The sequence below is a fragment of the Hymenobacter sp. genome, from assembly GCF_036387835.1.
GTDB lineage: Bacteria > Bacteroidota > Bacteroidia > Cytophagales > Hymenobacteraceae > Hymenobacter.
In genome coordinates this window covers 1-21,824 of sequence record NZ_DASVSY010000098.1, presented here as the reverse complement: position 1 = coordinate 21,824, position 21,824 = coordinate 1, and the positions used below count along the sequence as shown (strand labels likewise).

The window sequence follows — 21,824 nt, the reverse complement described above, 5'->3', positions numbered from 1 at the left end:
GCCGTGTTGGCCTACACCAAACTGGAGGCCCTCAAGCTCAAGTGCGGCATCGGGCATTTTCGCCTCAAAGCTCAACTCTATGCCGTCGGCCTAAAAGCCATGTACCGGCAACTCGGGCAACTCCGTGCGTAACATCAGTTACTTAGACATTCTCCGCGCGAATCTGCCAGCCTTGCTCGGTCAGGTGCAGCCCGATTTCATCTTTTTCCAGGCCGGCGTGGATGTGCTGGCCACCGATAAGCTCGGCAAGCTGGCCCTCACGCCCGAAGGTTGCCGCCAGCGCGACGAATACGTGTTGCGGCTGTGCCAGGAGCAGCAGTTGCCGGTGGCCGTCAGCATGGGCGGCGGCTACTCCGAGCGGCTCTCCGACATTGTAGACGCGCATTGCAACACGTTTCGGGTGGCGTATGAGGTGTTTGGGTGAACCTAGCAAGGCTTCCCCTCTGTTCGATGACGCGCACCCTACCTTTGCCTCATGAATCTGCACAACCCCGCCATCGATTTACCTGCCGCTAATTCCTTGCCGACGCTGGCTTCGGGCGAAGCGGTGGGCACACCGGCACAGCAGGCGTTTCGGGAGGCGGTACAGCAGGTAGAGGGCTTGCGCCAGCGGCTGCGCGACTTGCAGGCGGAGCAGGCCGACGCCCGGCGGCGCTACTGGCAGCAAGTGGGACCCGCAGCACGAACGGTAGTGGAGGCGCGCCGGGCCTTGTTTGCGCCGCTGGAAAACGCGTTGCTGCAACCCTATTTCAGCCGCAAAGAGGAGCGCCAAATCACGGAGTTTATCGTCGGTAACGCGCGCTCCTTGCACAACCGGTTTGGGGAAGACACCTCCGACATAGTATTGAAGTACACGCCTAGCCGCCGAGCCGCGGCCGAAGCGGAGGCAGCACCTACGGAGGAAAAGACAGCTGACTTTATACCGGACCCGGCCTCCGATTTACCGCCGCACGAACAGGCGGCAGCGCATGCCCGCACCCGCCGCAAAACCAAAGCGCAGAAAGCCCAAGAGGTTGCCGCAAAAACGGCCCGCGAAGAACAGCAACGCCTCCTCTCCAACACCAAAACCCTCTACCGGCAGCTAGCGCGCACCCATCACCCCGACCTAGAGCGCGACCCAACCATCCAAGCCCATAAAACGGCCCTGATGCAGCGCATCACTGAAGCCTACGAGGCCAACGACCTCTACACGCTGCTCCAACTCTTATCGGAATCAGGACCCTCGACCGGCGCCGACGACGATGTACTGACCCGCTACACGCAGGCTTTGCATCAGCAGCAGTTCGAACTCAAGCAGCAACTCAACAAATTGAAATACGGCGACAACGGCTTCAGCGGCAGCAGCGGCAGCAGCGGCAAAAAGCGCGAAGCGGAGCTGCGCCAACTCAAGCGCCACCTGCGCGCCGAAGCAGAATATTTAGAGCAAATCTTCCGGCTGATCCAGGACCCCGAGGGTTTGCGGGAGGTGCTGCGGGAACTGTCCGCCACCGGCCACGATATGGTGTAACCTTCCCTTCGGTAAGAGCCTTTACTGGCTTCAATCCAGGAATTCAACGACTTGCTCCAGCACGCTTGGGTCGCGCATGATGCGGTTGTGGCCGAGTCCGTTGGTGGGGCGGAAATTCAGGGCGGGCCAGCTGGCGGCAATGGCTTCGCCGTCGGAGAAGGGCACGTTAAGGTCGTGGCGGTCGTGGAGGAGGAGGGCGCGCTGCACGGGTAGGTGGGGGCCGGCTTCGACTAGGCTGAAGCTATTGGCGCTGCGGTTGAACTGCTGCTGAATGAAATCAGCCATATGGTCGACGACGCTATGGGGCAGGCGCAGCAGGTCGGCAAACCGTTCGGCGACGTTGCGGGTGCTGCTTGGGGCACTCATCAACACCAAACGCGGCAGCTCGCTACCATCGGGCTGCTTGAATTGTACTGGCACCCCGGCCGTGCACGCCGCCCCGAAGAGTGCGCCACCACGCCATACACCGGCCCGATGGCGTTGGCTACGGCCTGTATGGCACCCGCGAAGCTTACCAGCGTAGCCTGCCGCCCATCGGAAGCGCCGTGCGCGGGTGCATCAAGGGCTACCACCCGGTACCCGGCCGCCACCAGGCCGGCTGCCATGTGGCCCCAAAAGCTGGCTCGGTGCTCCCAACCGTGTACCAGCAGCACCGTCCGCGCCCCCGTGGGGTTCCACTCGTAATACACCACGCGCCCACTACTGACGTGCACCGAATGCAGCTGCGCCCCGGCCAGCGTCGCTGCTTCCCATGCCTTCACCGGCAACCGGCGCGGGGTGATAAACAACTGCCACGTCGAGCGGAACGCCCACTCCCCTGATATAGCCGCTCGCAGTTTCAACTTCAGACGCAAGAATTTCAGGCCGGGCGGCACCGATGGGTACTGCACTTTTGCGGGGCGAAGGGGAGCAGGCTCAAACAACGTTTCCAACGGGTAGAGGTCTGAAGCGGGCGAAAAGACGTTGACCATAACGAACACAGTTAGAGGGTTGAGAAACGATTTACTCGGGCAGCAGTTCCAGGCGCAACTGCTCGAAAATCATATGGAATTGGCGTTCATCATGAACACGGGCCATTTGGAGCGCACCCGCCAACGTGGTCAGCACCTGCGCAGCTTTGGCCGTTGGCTGGCCCCGGAAGACGATGGTGCCGGCCACGCGGCCTGCTTCCAGCACCCCGGCCAGGAATTCCGTCAGCTCCAGAGTCAAGAGGCGTAGCTCCTGCTGCATGGCCTCCGGGAGGGTCCGGAACTCGGCGGCCAACGAGCCGAACAAGCATACGCGCTGCTCGCTCTGCAAATGCTCGAGGTAGACTTCGAAAAATGCCTCTAGCTGCTGCTGAGCCGGCAAATCGGTGAGCCGGGGCAGGCCGCGCCACTTGTGTAGCCGCCGGCGCTGCCGCTGAATGATGGCCACTCCCAGGTCCTCCTTGGTTGGGTAGTGATAATGAATGGCGGCAGGCTTCACCGCCAGCTCTTTGGCAATATGCTGGTAGCTAAACGCATTGAATCCCCGGCTAAGCAGCAGCTGCTGAGCCAGATCAAGAATGCGGATCCGGGTATCCGGAACAAGGACTTGCGGCTGATTCGACATGACCCCTAAACGTACTTACTTAGTAATAAGTAAGCAACTAGTGTCGAAATTTTATACTCCGTTGGCTGCTTGAAGTTTGCTTGTCTGTCAGCCGCTCCGACTACTGAGCTTGAGAAGAATAGTGCCCCTGCTTTCACTAAGCAGGCTATTGCCCAAACCTCTCCTGAGCTGGGCTGACTTTCAAGGCTTAATCAAGCTGTACTATAGATGCAGTGGCCTAGCCAAAATATTAAGTGCAAGGCACATACCTGTGAAACTCAGCTCAAAAGCATTAATAATGTAAAAAGTATATATTTAAAGAACCTGCGAAAGGGCAAACGTTCTTCTAGGCTGAAATCAGCGAGTTAGACCGCAAGGAGAAGGGAGTTAGCGGATTGTATTCAACATGAACCAGAACCAGTTTATGCGCACTTACCTCCTGTTTCGGCGGCTGTTGCTGCTGATACCGCTCTTTGCATCGGGAGTGGTAGAGGCCCAAACCTTGAAGGTGACATTGCTCGGGACGGGGGCCCCGTTTCCGCGCATCGACCGTTTCGGGCCTAGCATTCTGTTGGAAGCCGGCTCTACCAAGCTGTTATTCGACTGCGGCCGAGGGGCAAGCCAGCGCTTATGGCAACTCAAAATCCCGCTTGGCGTCGTCAATACCGTCTTCTTCACGCACCTGCACTCCGACCACACCGTGGGCTTTCCCGACTTGTGGCTTACCGGCTGGCTACCAGCTGTGTACGGCCGCTGGGCGGTGCCGATGCAGGTATTCGGACCGGAAGGCACCGCCACCATGATGGCCGCCCTGAAGCAGGCCTGCGCCTGGGACCTCAGTGTGCGGCAACAAGGGCAAGGACCATCGGAGGCTGGCACCGTGGTAACGGCCACCAACATAAGCCAAGGCGTAGTGTATCAGCAGGGTGGCGTGAAAGTAACGGCCTTGGATGTGAAGCATGGTGAAGGCCTTAAACCCGCTTTCGGCTACCGAGTTGATTACGCGGGCCACTCGGTGGTTTTCTCTGGCGACACTGGCCCTAGCGACAATCTGGTGAAATTTGCGCAGGGCGCCGAGGTGGTGGTGCACGAGGTTGCTGCCGCCCGGGAAGGGCTAGTCCAAACATCAGCTACGGCGCGCGAAATCCTGAGCTTCCACACCCAGCCCGAGGAAGCCGGCCAGGTGCTGGCCCGCATCAAGCCCAAACTGGCCGTGTATTCGCACATCGTGCTGCTTTCCACCGACCCCAGCATTCCGCCGCCCACCGACCAAGAACTACTGCCACGCACCCGCAAAACGTATTCCGGCCGCGTAGAACTTGGCGAAGATCTGATGAGCATAGAAATAGGATCTGAGGTGACTGTCCGCCGCTTCGTACCGCCCAGTAAATAAGAGTTGTTACGGCCCGGCTGCCGCGGCAAAACCTGGAATACCTTGGAGTTTTACAGAGAAGCCTTCCGGGGAAGTGGCTTCTCCACAATGTCATGCAGTTCCCGAACTGCTTCAGAAGTAGTACAGTTGAGGTGCGTTTTCCCTGCTTGCCTTCTGTGCGGAAAGCCTTGTTTCTAAATGCCTGGGGCTTTATTCGAGTAATAATGTCACATAAGTGCACTCTCGCTCGTTTTTTAGTACTCTTGTCGTTTAGAACACCCCTCTTGCCTTATTACCGCTACCTAGCTGCTTTGCGAACGGCCTTTCTCTTTCTCCTGCTTCTGCTGGCTTCTGCCCTAGCCTTTAGCCAAACCAAATACCGGCAAGTAGTAGCCCGCCGCGGCGATGGTACCCAAACCCTGTTACGCCGCTACGGCCTGGCTCCTGCCACTTACTTACGCTCGTTTCTGACTCTGAACCGAGGCGTGCTCGGCAAAAACCAAAGCTTGGTTGCGGGCCGCAAATACCGGCTTCCTCCCGTTGTGCGCCGCACCGCAACGGCTGTGCGCCCCATCCAGCCGCGAACTGCTGACAAGGCCGCCACGGCAGTACCGAAAAAGGTGGTATTGCCGCTGACCAGCTTTTTTGGCAAAGCCTACGACCAAACCCGGCCCTCCGACGGACTCTTGCGGGGCGCAGTATTCTACCTCTCATCCGGCCACGGCGGGCCCGATCCTGGCGCTATTGGCAAGTACGGCAGCTATTCGTTGGCCGAAGACGAGTACGCTTATGATGTGACGCTGCGGCTGGCGCGGGTGCTCTACCTGCACGGCGCCCTGGTGTATCTCATCATCCGCGACCCCAACGACGGCATCCGCGACCAGCCCGTGCTCCTCCCCGACTACGACGAAGTCACCTACCCGAGCCTGACCATCCCGCGCAGCCAGCTGGCCCGCCTGCGCCAACGCATCAACGCCGTAAATGCTATTTATCCTCGCCACAAGGGTGCCTACCAGCGCTTCCTCGGCTTGCACGTAGACAGCCGCAGCGAAGGCAAGAACATTGACGTGTTCTTTTACCACAACTCCAATAGCGCGGTAGGCAAACGGCTGGCCGAAAACATCCATAAGATGTTCACGGCCCGCTACAAGCGTGCCCAACCCAACCGCCCCTACTCCGGCACAGTATCGACTCGCAACTCCTTGTATGTGGTCCGCAACAGCCACGCGCCGGCCGTATTCATGGAGCTAGGCAACATCCGCAACAACAAAGACCAGCGCCGCTTCCTTGTCCCCGACAACCGCCAAGCCCTGGCCAACTGGATGTACGAAGGCATCCTGGCCGACTATCGTAGCCGATAGGCTGTACACCTTGCTCCTGCTTGGTAAACCGTCCAACGACGCGCGAAGCGCAGGCTTCGCGCTACAGCTTAAGCAAGCTTTCAGAATTCATGCAGTAGCGCAAGCCGCTTGGCTCCGGGCCGTCCGGAAACACGTGGCCGAGGTGGCCGTCGCAGACGTTGCAGAGGGCTTCTATGCGCTGCATGTTGAAGCTTTCGTCGAAGGCGTATTTGATGGCACTTTTGGTTATCGGCTGCGTGAAGCTCGGCCAGCCCGATATGGCGTGGTATTTCTCCGAGGAGTTGAACAAATGGCTACCACAGCCCCGGCAGGTATACACGCCGGGCTCGTAGGTGCGGCAATACGCGTTGCGGTAGGGCGACTCGGTTCCTTTCTGGCGTAGCACCCGAAACTGCGCGGATGTCAGCTGCGCCTCCCATTCCGCCTCCGGCTTCTCCACGCGGCGCGGCGGCTCGGGGTTGCTGTATTTGGCGAATTTAAGAACATCGGTCCAGCGTAGCATACCGGCTATACTCGGGTGTGGCCGTGAAGTTTGCGGCTGCCTCTTCCGGTCTTTTCCAGTGGGTTTGAATCAACCCATTCGTCTTTCAGACCAATTCAATAGTTTACACGCTTCCTTTCTTGATTCTGTTACGGATAACAGAGCCTGCGCGGGCAGCAGCCTTTTACGGCTTGTTGATGAGCTGGCGCGGATTTATAAACAGCAACCATCTCATCAGCCAGTATGAATTTTCTGTCTGCGCATAGAATTTTTGTTAGGTTTAGCGCAACGAATTCCAACCCCTACCCACTTTACCAATGAAGCACTTGCTAGCATTTCGGCGGCCCCACAAGGGCAGCTTGCTTTTCCTGGTTGTTATGGCGCTAGTTACCGTGCAGGCCAGCCTGGCCGTAGCCGCCGACCGGGAAATGTACCAGCTCAAGATTTATCACTTAAAAGACAAGCAGCAGGAAGACCGAGTTGATGCGTTTTTGAAGGACGCTTATCTGCCCGCCCTGCACAAGCTTGGCGTTCAGAAAGTCGGGGTGTTCAAGCCCATCGGCAACGATACGGCCGCCGACCGCCGGATTATGGTGCTGGTTCCCTTCAAGACCTACGGCCAGCTGCTGAGCGTGACCGAGCGCCTGGAGCAAGACAAAAGCTTCGAGAGCAACAGCCAATACTGGACGGCCGCCTACGACAACCCACCGTACGCACGCCTGGAAACCATTCAGATTCAGTCTATGTCCGATAAGCTGCAGCTGCAGGAGCCGCAGCTGAAAGGGCCGCGGCCGGAACGGGTGTACGAGCTGCGCAGCTACGAAAGTCCCAACGAGAAAATCCACCTCAACAAGGTGCAGATGTTTGTGTTAGGCAACGAAATAGGACTCTTCAAGCGCTTAGGGTTCAACGGGGTGTTCTACGGCCGGGTGTTGGCGGGCAGCCACATGCCTAACCTGATGTACCTGACCACCTTCGAAAACAAAGCCGCCCGCGACGAGCACTGGAAAATTTTTGGTGCCGACCCGGAGTGGAAAAAGCTTTCCACCTTGCCCGAGTATCAACACAACGTTTCCAGAAACCAACAACAGTTTTTATACCCCGTCGCGTATTCTGACTTTTAAGCGCGGTTTTCAGAGGCGGTAGCACAAAGCCGGCGCTTCGCGTATTGTTGAACAAGGTCGTTGCTACGGCGCGATTCTAGTTGTTCAACGATGCGCGAAGCGCCGGCTTCGCGCTACCGCCTCTGGCGTTTCTGGCCCACCTGGAATACACTTCTGCATGGCTATGTGCTCGGGCACCTTCGCTTGTTGGGAGCGGGAAAGGCTGCGTGGCAAGCAGCCCGAATGGAACCCGCTAGAGTAAAATGGGCTTAGGTAGTACTTTCACGCTCGTACCAGTGACACAACCTGTTTTGCTCATGTTCAATCCTACTCCTTTTTCTGGTGGGCGGCTGTTTACGCATGCCTTGCTCGCCTTTAGTTTAGCTGCCTACGTGAACCCTACCTCTACCAGTGCCCAAACGGCGTCAACCGTAGCCGCCGTCCGCACCGACGCAAATCCGCTGCTGGCCTCGTGGGCGGGGCCTTACGGCGGCTTCCCAGCCTTCGATAAGGTGCAGACAGCGAACTTCAAACCAGCGCTGGAAGCCGCTATGGCCGAGAACCTGAAAGAGATTCAGGCCATTGCCAGCAATTCGCAGGCGCCCACTTTCGAGAACACCATTGCCGCCCTGGAGCACGCCGGCAATACGCTCGACCAGGTGCGAACGGTATACGGCATTTGGTCGGGTACCATGAGCAACCCCGAGGTGCAGGGCGTGGAGCGCGAAATGGCGCCGCGTATGGCGGCGTTCAGCGACCAGATTTCGCAGAACGCGGCCTTGTTTAAGCGCATCGAGACGGTGTACAACTCGCCCGACAAGAAGAAGCTTACGCCCGAGCAGCAGCGCCTGACTTACGTGTACTACAACAACTTCGTGCGGTCCGGCGCCAAGCTCGATGCCACCGCCAAGAAGCGCTTGTCGGAGATAAATCAGCAGTTAGCAGGCTTATTTACCAAGTTCAGCCAGAACGTGCTGGCCGATGAGAACGACTCGGTGCTGGTGCTAAAAACGCCTGCCGACCTAGGTGGCTTGCCGCCGTCGTTGCGCGATGATGCGGCGAATACGGCCACCGCGCGCAAGATTACGGCGGCCGGCGTGGTGGCAAACACCCGCTCCAGCATCGAGCCCTTCCTGACTTACTCCGATCAGCGCAAGCTGCGCGAGAAGGCCTGGCGCATGTTCTACAACCGCGGCGACAACGGCGGCGAGCACGACAACAACGTCCTCATCACCCAGATTCTGCAGCTGCGGGCCGAGCGGGCCAAGCTGCTCGGCTACAAAACCCACGCTCACCTACGCCTCGACAACACCATGGCCAAAACGCCCGAAGCTGCCATGGCGCTGATGGAGGAAGTATGGGTGCCGGCCGTGGCCCGCGTGAAAGAGGAAGTAGCCGATATGCAGGCCTTGGCCACCAAAGAAGGCGCCACCTTCAAAATCGCGCCCTGGGACTACCGCTATTACGCCGAGAAGGTGCGCAAAGCCCGCTACGACCTCGACCAAAATGAGGTGAAAGAGTACCTGCAGCTCGATAAAATGCGCGAGGGGATGTTTTGGGTGGCCGGCGAAATCTACGGCTTCGCCTTCACCCCTGTAACCGATGTGCCCGTGTATCATCCCGATGTGAAGGTGTGGGAGGTGAAAGACAAAACCACTGGCAAGCACCTAGGTTTGTGGTACTTCGACCCGTACGCCCGGCCCGGCAAGCGCTCCGGGGCCTGGATGAACGCCTACCGCAAACAGGAGCGCATGAACGGCGAAATAGCCACCATCGTCTCCAACAACTCCAACTTCGTGAAAGGCAAAGACGGCACGCCCGTCCTGATTTCCTGGACCGATGCCACTACGCTGTTTCATGAGTTCGGCCACGCCCTGCACGGCCTCTCGTCCAACGTCACCTACCCAACGCTGTCGGGTACGAGCGTGGTGCGCGACTACGTGGAATTTCCGTCGCAAGTGATGGAAAACTGGCTGCCCACGCCCCAGGTGCTTCAGCGCTTTGCGGTGCACTATCAGACTGGCAAGCCCATTCCGCAGGCGCTAGTAGATCGGATTGAAAAGGCGTCGACCTTCAACCAGGGGTTTGAAACCACCGAGTTCCTGGCCAGCGCCCTCATCGATATGAAGCTGCACCTGGCCGGCGACCAGAAAATCGACCCCGATAAGTTCGAGCGCGAAACCCTGGCCCAGCTAGGTATGCCCAGCGAAATCGTGATGCGCCACCGCACGCCGCAGTTCTCGCACGTCTTTTCCTCCGACGGCTACTCGGCCGGCTACTATAGCTACCTGTGGTCGGTGGTGCTGGCGTCGGATGCCTTCAGCGCCTTTACCGAAGCCAGTGGCCCCTACGACAAAACGGTGGCCAAGCGCCTGAAAGACAAGGTCCTCTCCGTCGGCAACACCGTGGACCCCGCCGACGCCTACCGCAGCTTCCGCGGCCGCGACCCCAAGATTGACGCCCTCATGCGCGAGCGGGGCTTCCCGATGAAAGGCGTGAAAGCTAGCAAGCCGACAGATAAGAAGACGACCAGCAAGAAAAGCTAGGTTGTTGAGGTAGTGGAGGCTTGTTTACAAGGCAAGCTCACCAGTCGTCATAAAAGCCCTGGTTGCTCTGCAACTAGGGCTTCTTTTTTTGCAGCAAAAGCCAGGTTACCGATGCTTGGGAGCTTGCTCAACAAGGCTCATGACTTTCATAAACACAACGAAGCCCCAGCAGCAGCCAGGGCTTCGTTGTTTAGCACCAACTAAGTTACGCTTAAACCGTCGCGGCCTCAACGGCCGTTTCCTCGGGCTGACCGAAGCCATAGTTAAGGGCCCATTTCGCCTTGATAGCAGCGCGGGATTCGATAAACTCTTTGTCGGTGCCTTGGGCAATGGCATCGAGGGGGTAGCGCAAGGGGCGGGTGCCGTCGGGCATGTTCAGGAGGGCGAGCACCCCATCGGCAATAACCTGCGGATTCATATCGAACTCAATCATTTTGCCGTACAAACCAGCCCCAATGGTATTAAAGTGCTGCGTGGCGGCGTCGCCGTATTCGGCCACGATGTCGGCGCGGTCTGCGTTGATGCCGGTTTTGCTGCCGTTGTTCATCTCCGTGGGGTATACGCCGGGCTGAATCGTTACATTCTCGATGTTGTAGGCGCGCAGCTCATCCTGCAAGGTTTCCGTGGCCGTTTCCACGGCAAACTTGCTGATGAGGTAGGGGCCCATAAAAGGCACCGCGAAGCCACTGGCGCCGGAAGTCAGGTTGATGACCAGGCCGTGCTTGGCCGCGCGCATGGCGGGCAGTACCGCCTGGTAGGTACGCAGCACCCCGAACAGGTTCACGTCGAGCATGGCGCGCATTTGATTTAATGAGTACGCTTCCAGGAGCCCGTAGCCGGTCATGGCCGCGTTGTTAATAAGAACATCCAGGTGGCCGTGGCGGGCTAGGGTATCGGCTACAGCTTGTTGTACCGAGTCGTCGCTGGTGATATCCAACTCCACTACGTTCACGTTGGGAAGCGCGGCCAACTCCTGGGCCACGGCGGCATTTTTGCCGGTGGTGCCGCGCATGCCGGCTGCTACCGTATGGCCGGCCTGCGCCAGCGTTTGGGTCATCAGTTTGCCAAAGCCAGTGCTGGTGCCGGTGATTAACACTATCTTTTTCATGGTTTTATGTTTTGCTGAAGTGGTATATCCTTCTCGAAAGGAACGATACAAAGGTCTGCTTACCAGCGGGCCTTGCACTTGATATTTAGTAAGAAAGCACTTGACAAATGTCAAGCGCAGCGTCACAAAAAAAGCCGCTTGCGGAGGGGCAAGCGGTTGGTAGCAGCAGGGGAGCAGCGCCCTATTTTTGGGCAAGCTGCTTGCGGATGCGGCTCAGGGTTTCGGCCGTGATACCTAGGTAGGAGGCAATCATGGCCAGCGGCACCCGGTTGACCAAGTGCGGGGACGTTCGCAGAAAATCCTGGTATTTCTCTTCCGCCGAATAGCTGATGGCCGCGTGAATTCGGTTTTGAGTCGCATTGAAGCTCCGGGCCAGAATGGTGTTTATCAGGTCTTGAAACGCTGGTATCCGGTGGCAGAGCTGCTGAAAGTCTTGGTCTTTAAACAGGAGCACGGTGCTGTCTTCGAGGGCGTCAACGTTGGACTGCGCCGGCCCCCCCGACAAGAGACTCTGCCGGTCACCGATCCAGCTATTTTCCACCGCAAACGTGAGGATGTGCTCCTGGCCTTTGTCGTCGACCCGGTACAGGCGCAAACAGCCCGGACACACAAAACAATTGCTTTGCCACCGGTCGCCGGCCTGCGCCAGGTACTGCCACTTACGCAGATGCTTCACCACTGCCACCGCCCGGATGAGGGCTAGCTCCTCGTCGGTGAGGGTTATCTTGGCGCGTAGGTAGGCTTCAAAAACGTCGAACATAACATTGTAAAAGAAAGCAAAAAGCGGCAACTACTTGCGCTGTTTGCTATTCCCTTCCGAGCAACCTATAAATACCTCGTTGTTCACTCAACAACGCATTTTAGGTACCTTTCGAGGTCGTAACCCAGGTGTATGTCGCAGCCACCCAAATTGCAATTGCTTTCCGAAAACGAACCGCACCCGCACCTGTACACCCTTGCGGCGGCTACCGTTGCCACGCTCAGCACAGCCGATGTTGCCCGGCACTCTCCGCACCTATTTTTTGCCGATAACCGCGCCCTGACCGCCATTCAGCCCAAAAGCCTGACGCTGGACCACGGCACGTTTGCCAGCTCGGAGCCAAGCTTTCCTACGGTGATTATAGAGCAGCAGGCGGAGGGGTTACTGATTTCCTGTGCCTGCGCTACCCCAAAAACCACCCTGTGCGAGCATCAGGCGCAGGTGCTGCTGAGCATATTGCGCCGCAAAGAGCTGCGCGTATTCTTCGACCCCGTGCAGCGGCGTGCCTTGCTGCTCGCCACGGCCCGCGACTACGGCCTGGAAAACGCGCCCGACCTGGATGAGCATTTTCAGCTGGCGTACGAGCGGCCTTCGGTGGTGGTGAGTCCGCGGCAGGTGGGGCTCTACCCCGTTACGGCGGCTACCAAGCAGGACCTGGTGGGGCAGTTGCAGCGGCGAGGCGGGGCGCCGGCACCCGCGCCGGTGGAAACGCACCGGTTTGTGGTGTTCGGCAAGCACAAATACTACGGTCACCTCACCATTCAACTGGCCGAAGCCGCTTTCACCGCAGCCGGCAAAGTCAAGAACCCAGTGACGGTGCTTAATCCGCTGGACAACATCTGGAAAACCACCGACCCGGTTGAATTGAAGTTCTATACCGGCCTGGCCCGCTTCCAAAACAACTACGACGACACCCGGTCCGCGGCGGCCATTGCGGCGCTGCAAGCCGTGCTCTACAACCCCACGGGCCTGCCTATTTTCGGCCACAACCCGGCCGTGTCCGACAAGCTCACCGCGCCGTCGCTTGCGCGCCTGCGGGTGCGAAGCTCGCGGGGTGATTTGCGTTTGTCGGTAACCTTGAAGGGTGAGTTTTATCAGCTGGAAGGCTTGTTGGTGCTGCAAGACCTGCCGGTGGATTTGAAGACGCTGACCGTGCGCTACGAGTATTTTGTGGCGGTGCAGGATGTGCTGTTTCTGCTAGAGGACCCCGACATCTGGCGCGTTATCGAGTTCTTCACCAAGCGCAACAACACGCTGCTGATTCACCAAAGCAAGTTTGCGGAGTTTCAGCGGGATGTGCTGGCCAACCTCGAAGACCGGGTGCTTATCTCCTACTCCTACGCCCGGCCCGCCACGCCGCAGCAGCTGGTATCCTACGGCTTCGACCACGCGCCGCAGCAGCGGCTGTACCTCTCCGACGCCGGGGCGCACGTGGAGGTGCTGCCCGTAATGCGCTACGGCACCATGGAAGTATCCATCTTGTCGCGCAAACAGCTTTTCGCGGTGGATGAGTTAGGCAATTCGTTTGTAGTGGAGCGCGACGATACGGCCGAGCGGCGCTTTGCCATGCTGCTGCTGCGCCACTACCCCGACTTCCAGGAGCAGATGCAGCACGATGTGTTGCACGTGCCCAAAGCGCTGTTTCTAAACGAAGAATGGTTTCTGGCGGCTTTCGAAGACTGGCAAAACGAACAGATCGAGATTCTTGGCTTCAACCAGCTCAAGAAAAATGACCTCAACCCCAACCGGGCGCGCATCTCGGTGCGCGTAACCGGCGAAACCAATTGGTTTGATACGCAGCTGCGGGTGCGCTTCGGCAAGCAGCGCGCCTCGCTGCGGCAGCTACAGCAGGCCATTCGCAACAAAAGCCACTACGTGCGCCTCGACGACGGCACGCGGGGCATTCTGCCGCGGGAGTGGCTTGAAAAGTTTGCGCACTATTTCGCGGCCGGCTACGTGGTAGAGGAAGGCATCCGCACGCCGAGCGTCAACTTCTCGGCCATTCAGGAGCTGTACGACCCCGAAGCGTTGGCCGCCGAAGCACAAGCGAAACTTGCCACCTACCAAGGCGCCGTGGCCGATTTCAGCGCCATCGAGCCCGTGCCCGTGCCGCCCGATTTACAGGCCACCCTACGCGACTACCAACGGCTAGGCCTGAACTGGCTGAACTTCCTCGACACCTTCGGTTTCGGCGGTTGCCTGGCCGACGACATGGGCCTCGGCAAAACCCTGCAAGTGCTGGCCTTCATCCTGCTCCAGCGCGCCAAAGGCCACGCCGCCGCCAACTTGGTCGTCGTCCCGACTTCGCTGGTATTCAACTGGCAGGCCGAGGCAAGCAAGTTTGCGCCCTCGCTGCGCGTACACGTCCAGCACGGCGCCACCCGCAGTTTAACCCTGCGGGATTTCGACGCCTTCGACATCGTGCTTACCACCTACAACACGGTGGTGTCCGACATTAGGCAGCTCAGGGAGTACGAGTTTAATTACGTCTTCCTGGACGAGTCGCAAGCCATCAAGAATCCGGACTCGCAGCGCTACAAGGCGGCTTGCCTGCTGCAAGCCCGCAACCGGGTAGTGCTCACCGGCACGCCAGTCGAGAACAACACGTTCGATTTATACGGGCAGCTTTCCTTTGCCTGCCCCGGCTTGCTTGGCAGCAAGCAGCACTTCAACGATATTTTCGGCAGCCCCATCGACAAGTTCAAGGACGACAAGAAGGCGCGGGCGCTACAACGCAAAATCAGCCCCTTCGTGCTGCGCCGCACCAAAGCCCAGGTGGCCCGCGAGCTACCCGACAAAACCGAGATGGTGCTTTACTGCGAAATGGGCGCCGAGCAGCGCCGGGTGTACGAAGCCTGCAAAAAAGACTACCACGACCTGCTGATGGGCATTAACGAGGAAAACCTACCCAAAAGCAGCATGCACATCCTGCAAGGCCTTACCAAGCTGCGCCAGATCTGCAACTCCCCCGCCCTACTCCCCGACCAAGTCAACTACGGCCAACAATCCACTAAGCTGGATGCCCTACTCGAAGAAATCCGTAACAAGGCCCCGCAGCACAAAATCCTGGTTTTCTCGCAGTTCGTGACCATGCTCAACCTCATCAAACACGAGCTAGAAACCCACAACATAGCCTTCGAGTACCTAACCGGCCAAACAAAAAACCGCGCCGCCACTGTCAATAACTTTCAGCAAAACGACGCTGTGCGCGTGTTCCTAGTAAGTTTGAAAGCCGGCGGCACCGGCCTCAACCTCACCGAAGCCGACTACGTCTACCTCGTGGACCCGTGGTGGAACCCGGCCGTGGAAAACCAAGCCATCGACCGCAGCCACCGCATCGGCCAAGACAAAAAAGTAGTAGCCGTCCGCCTCATCTGCCCCGATACCATCGAAGAGAAAATCATGAAGATGCAGGAAGTGAAACGCGAACTAGCCGACGGCCTCATTAAAACGGACACCGGCTTTATCAAGTCGCTAACGCAGCAGGAGCTACTGGATTTGTTTAGCTAAAGCACCGCTCAGGAAAGCTCTTAGCTGCTTTCAGATCGTCATGCTCTATCTGACGTCCGCTGGCCGAAGCATTTCTCCCGCTTCGTTGTATTCGATATTGTCATGCGCAGCATGACGCGGTCTTCATCATACTTCGCCCACTACCAAGTAAAGAGTTAGTTGGCTTAGGGCAGTAAAGCTGTTTGATTTTCTTACTTTCAAGTATAAAAGCAAGCGAGTCGGTGGAACGCTTTTATCAAGCCCGCCCGATGGCCGACTACACCGAAGTACGCGCCGCCGAGAAAGAAGTTGCAATTCAGTTGCAGCGGGCGGCTTGGCAGGAAACGGCCACTGCCACCAGCTTCTCTGTGTAGTGCCGTAAGAAGAGCCATCGACTCTTCTTCTTTCAAAGGCCTGAATTAGCAATATCCGCCAGCTAATTGACGCAAAAAGCGCCCTAAGGCTAGATCTGAGGGCGCTTTTTGATTTACAAGAGTTGATTGTGCTAGTGCGTAACGAGCAACCTTACCGTTTCGCGCTGCCCATTGACAAGCAAAGCGCAGGTGTACAAACCTGCCGCGAGCTTCTGGCTGTTCAGCGGCAGCTCGTAGTGCTGGCCTTTGCGCACCGCGCCCGCATACAAGGTGGCTACCTGCTGCCCGAGTTGGTTATAGACGAGCACTTGGGCCGGTCCATCGAGCACCGGCCGGAAGCTAATGGTGGTCGGGCCGGCGGCGGGGTTAGGGTACACCGCCAGCTCCTGCACGCTACTTCCTGAAACAGCTAGCGTCGGCTTGGTGGCCAAAACGGAGGCCGAGGCGGTGCTATTGGTTTGCACGTACTTGACGGTGGCAAAGTCGGTGTTGACATAGAGGCTGTACGAGCTGCCCGTCACGTACACGTTGCCGGCCGCATCTACGGCTATGCCACTGGCCTGGTCGATGCGGTTGTCGGCGCCGTCATAGCGGGCGTCCCAGAGCTGCTGGCCGGTGCTGCTGGCATACTTGATGGTGGCGTAGTCGTAGCTTTCGTTGCTGCTGGTTTTGTCGGAGTAGCCGGTTACGTAGGCATTGCCGCCGGCATCCAGGGCCAGGTCCGTGGCCACGTCAACGCCATTGGCCGGGCCGTTGTAGCGGGCCACCCAGATCTGCTGCCCGGTGGCCGCCGCGTACTTAAGCGTGGCGTAATCGGAGCTGGTAAAAGTGCTGCTGCTGTAAGAGCGGCCGGTTACGTACACGTTGCCGGTAGCAGGGTCAATGGCTAGCTTGGCGGCCTGGTCGCTGCGGTTGCCGGGACCATTGTAGCGGCTGGCCCAAAGCTGCTGCCCGCTGGCCGAGAACTTCACGGTAGCGTAGTCGTAGCTGCCGACGGTCCCAATCGACTGGCCCGTTACCAGCACGTTGCCGCTGGCGTCTACGGCTATATCAGTTGCCGCGCCGTTGCCGTTGCCCGTGCCGCTATACGCCGCTTCCCACAGCTGCGCACCGCTAGGCGAATACTTAACGATGATATAGTCGAACCGGCCATAGGAGGCGCCGGTCACGTACACGTTGCCAGTTGCATCCACGGCCAGGGCACTGGCTTGGTCGTTGCTGGCACCGGCGCCATTGTAGCGCGCCACCCAGAGCTGGTCGCCGTTGGGCGCGTATTTGATGGTCGCGTAGTCGTAGCTGGTTCCGGTGCCGATGGAGTAGCCCGTTACGTATACGTTACCGGCCGCATCGACCTCTACTTCCTTCGGGTCATCCATACTGTTGGCAGAACCGTTGTAGGTGGCCACCCACAGCTGTTGGCCAGTAGGCGAATATTTAATGGTGGCGTAGTTGGAATTGCTGGTTCCCGTCACGTACACGTTGCCGGCGGCGTCCACGGCCAAGCTAATGGCCGTATCAAAACTGTCGCCGGGGCCGTCGTAGCGGGCCTCCCAGAGCTTGGTGCCACTAGGCGAATACTTGATGGTGGCATAGTCGTAGCGGCTGCCGCTGCCGGCCGAGGAACCCGTCACGTACACGTTGCCGGCCGCATCCACGGCTATATCCTTGGGCTGATCATCGTTGCTACCGGCTTGCGAGTCGGTGTAGCGCGCCTCCCAAAGCGGCTGGCCGGTGGTGTCGTACTTAAGGGTGGCGTAGTCGGAATCGTTGCTGCTGGTGTTGGAGATGCCCGTCACGACCACGTTGCCCGTCTTATCTACCGCCAAGCTCACCGCCTGCTCGTCGCCGGCCGTTGGGCTATTGTAGCGGCTGGCCCACTGCTGCTGACCACTGGCGGCGGCATACTTGACGGTGGCATAGTCGAGCTGGCCCGCGCTGTTATAGGAGCGGCCCGTTACGGTTACATTACCGGTGGCATCCACTGCCACGTCTTTGGCTTCCTCGTAGCTGCTGTCGGAACCGTTGTAGCGGGCTTCCCACTGCGGCTGGCCACTGGTGGCGGCGTACTTGAGGGTAACGTAGTCCCAGTTGCCCCCGCCAACTTCGGCATAGCCCGTCACAACCACGTTGCCGGCCGCATCGACGGCCACGCCTGTGGCTTCGTCGTAGCTGTTGCCGCCGCCGTTGTAGCGCATAGCCCAAAGCTGCTGCCCGGTGGTGGAGTAGCGCACGGTGGCGTAGTCGTAGCTGCTGCCATTGTCGCTGGTGCCGGTTACGGCCACGTTGCCGGTGGCGTCTACGGCCAGGTCGCGGGCCAGGTCGTAGCCGCTGGCCGGGCCGTTGTAGCGGGCCACCCACTGCGCCTGGCCCGCTGGCGAGTACTTGAGGGTGAGGTAGTCGCCCTGGTTGCCGGAGTAGGTGTTGCCCGTCACGTACACGTTGCCGCTGCCGTCGAGGGCCAGGCTGGTGGGCAGCTCGTCGCTGGCCCCGCTGCCATTGTAGCGCGTAGCCCACAGCTGGGCACCCACCGTAGAGTACTTTACCGTCACGTAATCGTAGCTCGTGCCGGGGCCATTGTAGGAGGCGCCCGTCACGTACACGTTGCCCGCCGCATCCACGGCCAGGGCACTGGCGAGGTCGTCGTTGTTGGCGCCCCCGTCGTAGCGGGCAGCCCAGACCTGCTGGCCATCGGGCGAGTACTTTACCGTGGCGTAGCCGTAGTTGTTGGTGCGCCCAAAGGAAGCGCCGGTTACGTACACGTTGCCCAGGGTATCGACGGCAATGCTTTTGGGCACGTCGTCGCTGTTGCCCGAGCCGTTGTAGCGAGCCGTCCAGAGCTCCTGGCCGCTGTCTGAGTACTTGATGGTTACATAGTCGTAGTCGATGGAGAGGACGCTACTCACCGTGCCCGTTACGTACACGTTGCCTTGCTTGTCTACGGTGGTAGCGGTGGCCAGGTCGTAGCTGGCCGTTGGCCCGCTGTAGCGGGCCACCCAGGCCTCACTGACCGGACCAGCCGCCACCCGGTTGCTACCACTTACGGTGGTGTGCATTTGCCTGGTGGTCCCGTCGAGCACCGACTTAGTAGTAGGTAGCATCCCTGCCGCAGTTTTGCTTTTAGCGAAGGCGCCCTTAGGCAAAGCATGGTGCAAAGCCCGCGCTCCGGGAGGCAATAGAAATTGCTGCGACTGCGCCGGTAGTGGCTTCTGGTTTTTCATTGAAGCCCGAGCAGAGCTACTTTGCGCCTGGACGGCCGAAGCGCAGAAAAGCAAGCCGGCTGCCAGCGGCAGCAAACAAGTAAAAGAGTGTTTCATATAGTAAGAATTTGAGAGGAAAAGGCGGGTAGTAGTTTGGCAAGCAGGAAAAGCAGGAGCTACAACATCAGGACAGCATAGTCTCACCTCCGCACCTGTGAGTCCCTTTAGGACGGGTAATCAATAGCCAACAGCACGAAATCCAGTGCCAAGTACAAAAAAATAAGGCTACAAAAACAAGGTTAAGTAATAAAACAATGCACTTCCCCATAATCCAGCGGTATGGTCGCGCACTTGTTATAATTGCGAAAAATGCGACCTACTACTGATTCATAAACTTATAAGTCAAACGATTAGCTCAAGCATGACTGATACTTCTACTATCAAAAGGTCTACGCCTCAGAAACAGCATAAGCTTCTATAACACGCAAAAGCGCCTCCAGGAAAACTCTGAAGGCGCTTTTTCACTTACCAAACGAATTGCGGCTTAGCGGTTGATAAGCAGGCGCACCGTCTCACGCTGGCCGTTGACGAGCAACGAGCAGGTGTACAAGCCCGAAGCCAGGTGCTCGCTATTGAGTGGCAGCTCATAGTGCTGCCCCTTGTGCACGTGGCCCTCATACAAGGTGGCTACCTGCTGGCCGAGTTGATTGTAGAGCTGGACTTGTGCTATGCCTTCTGCTACGGGGCGGAAGCTGACCGTAGTCGGGCCAGTGGTTGGGTTAGGATACACGCTCAGCTCCTGCAACCCACTTCTTGGGGTCGCAACCGCTAGCGGCGCTCCGGCAACCAGGGCACTACTGGTCGTAGCATTGGTAACCAGCGGCCCGCCGCCGTTGTTCTGGCTGTACTTGAGCGTGGCGTAGTCGTAGCCCGTGCTTGTGCCGAGCGAGTAGCCCGTTACGTACACGTTGTTGCTGGCATCGACGGCCAGGGCTGCCGCCTCGTCGTAGCTGCCGGCCCCATCGTAACGCGCCGTCCACAGCTGCCGACCCGTCTGCCCGGCATTTGGGCTGGCATTGGCGGCATATTTGACAGTGGCATAGTCGTCGGTACCGTCGCTGTTGTAGGAAAGACCCGTCACGTAGGCGTTGCCCGCCGCATCTACGGCTATGCTTTTAGCCTCCTCGTAGCTGTTGGCCGGGCCATTGTAAAAGGCGCTCCACAGTAGTTGTCCGCTTGCCACCGCGTACTTCGCGGTAGCGTAGTCAGCACCTGCACTGCTGAACGAGGTGCCGGCTACGTACACATAATCCTCTTGCCGGCTTACGACAACTTTGGCGGCCACATCATCGCCATTGCCAAGCCTATTGTAGCGATTAACCCATTCCTGCTGCATCATCTCAGCGTCGTAGAGGACCGTGGCAATGTCGAAGCCGGTGCTACTGCCTCCGTCCGACGTACCCGTTACCACCACCCAACGTCTTGGTTCAACAATGGCGAGCTTGGCAGCTTCGTCGTAGCCATTGCCAGGGCCGTTGTAGCGGGCCTCCTGCAGTTGAGAACCAGTGCTCCCGTCGTACTTGAGAGTGGCATAGTCGCTTTGCGTGTCGGTATAGGTAGTGCCGGTCACGTACACGTTGCCAACTACATCCACCGCCAGATCGGCGGCCAAGTCGAAGCTGTTAGCCGGGCCGTTGTAGCGCGTGGCCCACTGCGGCTGCCCGTTCGCGTCGTACTTCACCGTGGCGTAGTCGTAGCTGCTGCTCGCCCCGTTGTCCGATGAGCCCGTTACGTAGACATTGCCCGTTCTATCTACTTCAACCTTAGCCGCTAAGTCATAGCCGCTGGCCGGGCCGTTGTAGCGGGCCACCCACAGCTGCTGGCCCGTGGGCGAGTACTTGACGGTGGCGTAGTCGCTCTCGCTGGCGCTATAGCTCGTGCCCGAGACGTACACATTGCCCGCAGCATCCACGACCACGTTGGTGGGCAGGTCCTCGTTGTCGGCCGGGCCGTTGTAGCGCGCTTGCCACTGTTGCTGGCCGCTGGCATTGTACTTGACGGTAGCGTAGTCGTAGTTGCGCCCGTTGTAGGCGTAGCCCGTCACGTACACGTTGCCCGCCGCATCACTGACCACATCTTTGGCTACTTCGGCGCTGCTGCCCGCGCCCGTGAAGCGCGCTTCCCACAACTCCTGCACGCTAGGCTGTTCGTATTTAACTACAGTAAAGCTCGGGGCCGGTCCGCCAAAGGCCGCATAATCGGAGTCACCGCCCACGTACACATTGCCAGCGGCATCCAGGCCGATGTGCCGGGCTACATCCACTCCGTTGACGGGACCGTTGTAGCGCGCTTCCCAGAGCTGCTGCCCGCTAGACGAGTACTTCACCGTCGAGTAGTCGTTGTTGGTGCCGATACCCCGCGAAGGCCCGGTTACGTACGCATTACCGGCCGCATCCAGCACCATGTCGAGGCCCTGGGCGCCATTGCTGGCAGTGCCGTTGTAGCGTGCCAGCCAGAGCTGTTGCCCCGTAGCCGAGTATTTGATAGTGGCAAACTCGTTGCTGGTGCCACTACTCGAAAAGCCCGTTACAAACACGTTGTTGTTGGCATCTACGGCCAGGGTCGTAGGCTCGTCCGTGGCGTTGCCAGGACCATTATAGAGTGCTTGCCATAAGACCTGACCAGTGGCCTTGGCGTACTTGCGGGTGGCATAATTGATGCCGTTGGTGGTGGTAGCGTAAGGCCCCGTGGCCAGCAAGTCACCAGCAGCATCTACTACTAAATCAGTAAGATCAGGATTAACACTGCCTTGATTGAAAGCGGTCCAAACTAGTTGGCCGGTAGCTTGGGCGTACTTGAAGATGGTTGAGCCCCGCGCTACGTATACTTCCCCGGCGGCGTCCACGGCCACAGCATTAGGCGACCCATTATTAGTAGTATTGGAATACGAGGTG

15 protein-coding genes and 1 pseudogene are annotated in these 21,824 nt (G+C 58.7%); 8 read left to right on the top strand and 8 right to left on the bottom strand.

The genetic code is table 11. The features are described 5' to 3' along the window. The 3 genes and pseudogenes from VF639_RS25510 to VF639_RS18755 all read left to right on the top strand — a co-directional run. Window positions 1-132 (top strand): annotated as a pseudogene (locus tag VF639_RS25510) (IS701 family transposase); the annotation flags it as partial. After that, complete coding sequence (locus VF639_RS18760; RefSeq protein ID WP_331147471.1) at window positions 125-424, top strand: arginase family protein; 300 nt, start codon at window positions 125-127, stop codon at window positions 422-424. The pseudogene VF639_RS25510 and the gene VF639_RS18760, both read left to right, overlap by 8 nt. Window positions 425-475: 51 nt before the next feature. Beyond that, complete coding sequence (locus tag VF639_RS18755) at window positions 476-1,507, top strand: J domain-containing protein (protein ID WP_331147470.1); 1,032 nt, start codon at window positions 476-478, stop codon at window positions 1,505-1,507. A 30-nt stretch (window positions 1,508-1,537) separates the two neighbouring features. Here the strand turns inward: VF639_RS18755 and VF639_RS18750 are convergent, their stop codons facing one another. From VF639_RS18750 to VF639_RS18740, 3 genes are read right to left on the bottom strand one after another with little or no spacing between them, the layout of a single operon-like run. Continuing rightward, window positions 1,538-1,873: a hypothetical protein gene (locus VF639_RS18750; protein WP_331147469.1), complete on the bottom strand. Its 336-nt coding sequence runs from the start codon at window positions 1,871-1,873 to the stop codon at window positions 1,538-1,540. Further along, window positions 1,873-2,478, bottom strand: a complete 606-nt coding sequence (locus tag VF639_RS18745; RefSeq protein ID WP_331147468.1) for an alpha/beta hydrolase — start codon at window positions 2,476-2,478, stop codon at window positions 1,873-1,875. Before VF639_RS18745 ends, VF639_RS18750 begins: the two co-directional genes overlap by 1 nt. Window positions 2,479-2,509: 31 nt before the next feature. Further along, complete coding sequence (locus VF639_RS18740) at window positions 2,510-3,100, bottom strand: TetR/AcrR family transcriptional regulator (protein ID WP_331147467.1); 591 nt, start codon at window positions 3,098-3,100, stop codon at window positions 2,510-2,512. Window positions 3,101-3,503: 403 nt separating this feature from the next. Between VF639_RS18740 and VF639_RS18735 the strand changes: the two genes are divergently transcribed. Next, window positions 3,504-4,472: an MBL fold metallo-hydrolase gene (locus VF639_RS18735; protein ID WP_331147466.1), complete on the top strand. Its 969-nt coding sequence runs from the start codon at window positions 3,504-3,506 to the stop codon at window positions 4,470-4,472. Between the two features lie 290 nt (window positions 4,473-4,762). Further along, entirely contained in the window at window positions 4,763-5,812 is a 1,050-nt protein-coding gene (locus tag VF639_RS18730; RefSeq protein WP_331147465.1) for an N-acetylmuramoyl-L-alanine amidase family protein, read from the top strand. Between the two features lie 61 nt (window positions 5,813-5,873). Here the strand turns inward: VF639_RS18730 and msrB are convergent, their stop codons facing one another. Further along, the gene (gene msrB / locus VF639_RS18725; protein ID WP_331147464.1) at window positions 5,874-6,314 is read right to left on the bottom strand and encodes a peptide-methionine (R)-S-oxide reductase MsrB; all 441 of its coding nucleotides are present in this window, start codon (window positions 6,312-6,314) and stop codon (window positions 5,874-5,876) included. A gap of 296 nt (window positions 6,315-6,610) precedes the next feature. Here msrB and VF639_RS18720 point away from each other — a divergent pair, with 296 nt between their 5' ends. Beyond that, window positions 6,611-7,417 carry an NIPSNAP family protein gene (locus tag VF639_RS18720; protein WP_331147463.1) on the top strand — a complete coding sequence of 269 codons (807 nt, stop codon included), beginning with the start codon at window positions 6,611-6,613 and terminating at the stop codon, window positions 7,415-7,417. 296 nt (window positions 7,418-7,713) lie between these two features. Beyond that, window positions 7,714-9,942, top strand: coding sequence for a M3 family metallopeptidase (locus VF639_RS18715; protein ID WP_331147462.1), 2,229 nt, complete (start codon window positions 7,714-7,716; stop codon window positions 9,940-9,942). Window positions 9,943-10,153: 211 nt separating this feature from the next. Here VF639_RS18715 and VF639_RS18710 read toward each other — a convergent pair whose 3' ends face one another. Next, a complete protein-coding gene (locus VF639_RS18710) occupies window positions 10,154-11,050 on the bottom strand; it encodes an SDR family oxidoreductase (protein ID WP_331147461.1) in 897 nt (298 codons plus the stop codon). 181 nt (window positions 11,051-11,231) lie between these two features. Next, on the bottom strand, window positions 11,232-11,810 hold the full coding sequence (locus tag VF639_RS18705; protein WP_331147460.1) for a Crp/Fnr family transcriptional regulator: 579 nt from the start codon (window positions 11,808-11,810) through the stop codon (window positions 11,232-11,234). A 132-nt stretch (window positions 11,811-11,942) separates the two neighbouring features. Between VF639_RS18705 and VF639_RS18700 the strand changes: the two genes are divergently transcribed. Then, window positions 11,943-15,320: an SNF2-related protein gene (locus VF639_RS18700; protein ID WP_331147459.1), complete on the top strand. Its 3,378-nt coding sequence runs from the start codon at window positions 11,943-11,945 to the stop codon at window positions 15,318-15,320. Window positions 15,321-15,804: 484 nt separating this feature from the next. Here VF639_RS18700 and VF639_RS18695 read toward each other — a convergent pair whose 3' ends face one another. Both VF639_RS18695 and VF639_RS18690 read right to left on the bottom strand, forming a co-directional pair. Next, entirely contained in the window at window positions 15,805-18,987 is a 3,183-nt protein-coding gene (locus tag VF639_RS18695; RefSeq protein WP_331147458.1) for an SBBP repeat-containing protein, read from the bottom strand. 427 nt (window positions 18,988-19,414) lie between these two features. Beyond that, window positions 19,415-21,824, bottom strand: a 2,410-nt coding sequence (locus VF639_RS18690) for a T9SS type A sorting domain-containing protein (RefSeq protein WP_331147457.1), incomplete at its 5' end; no start/stop codon positions are given.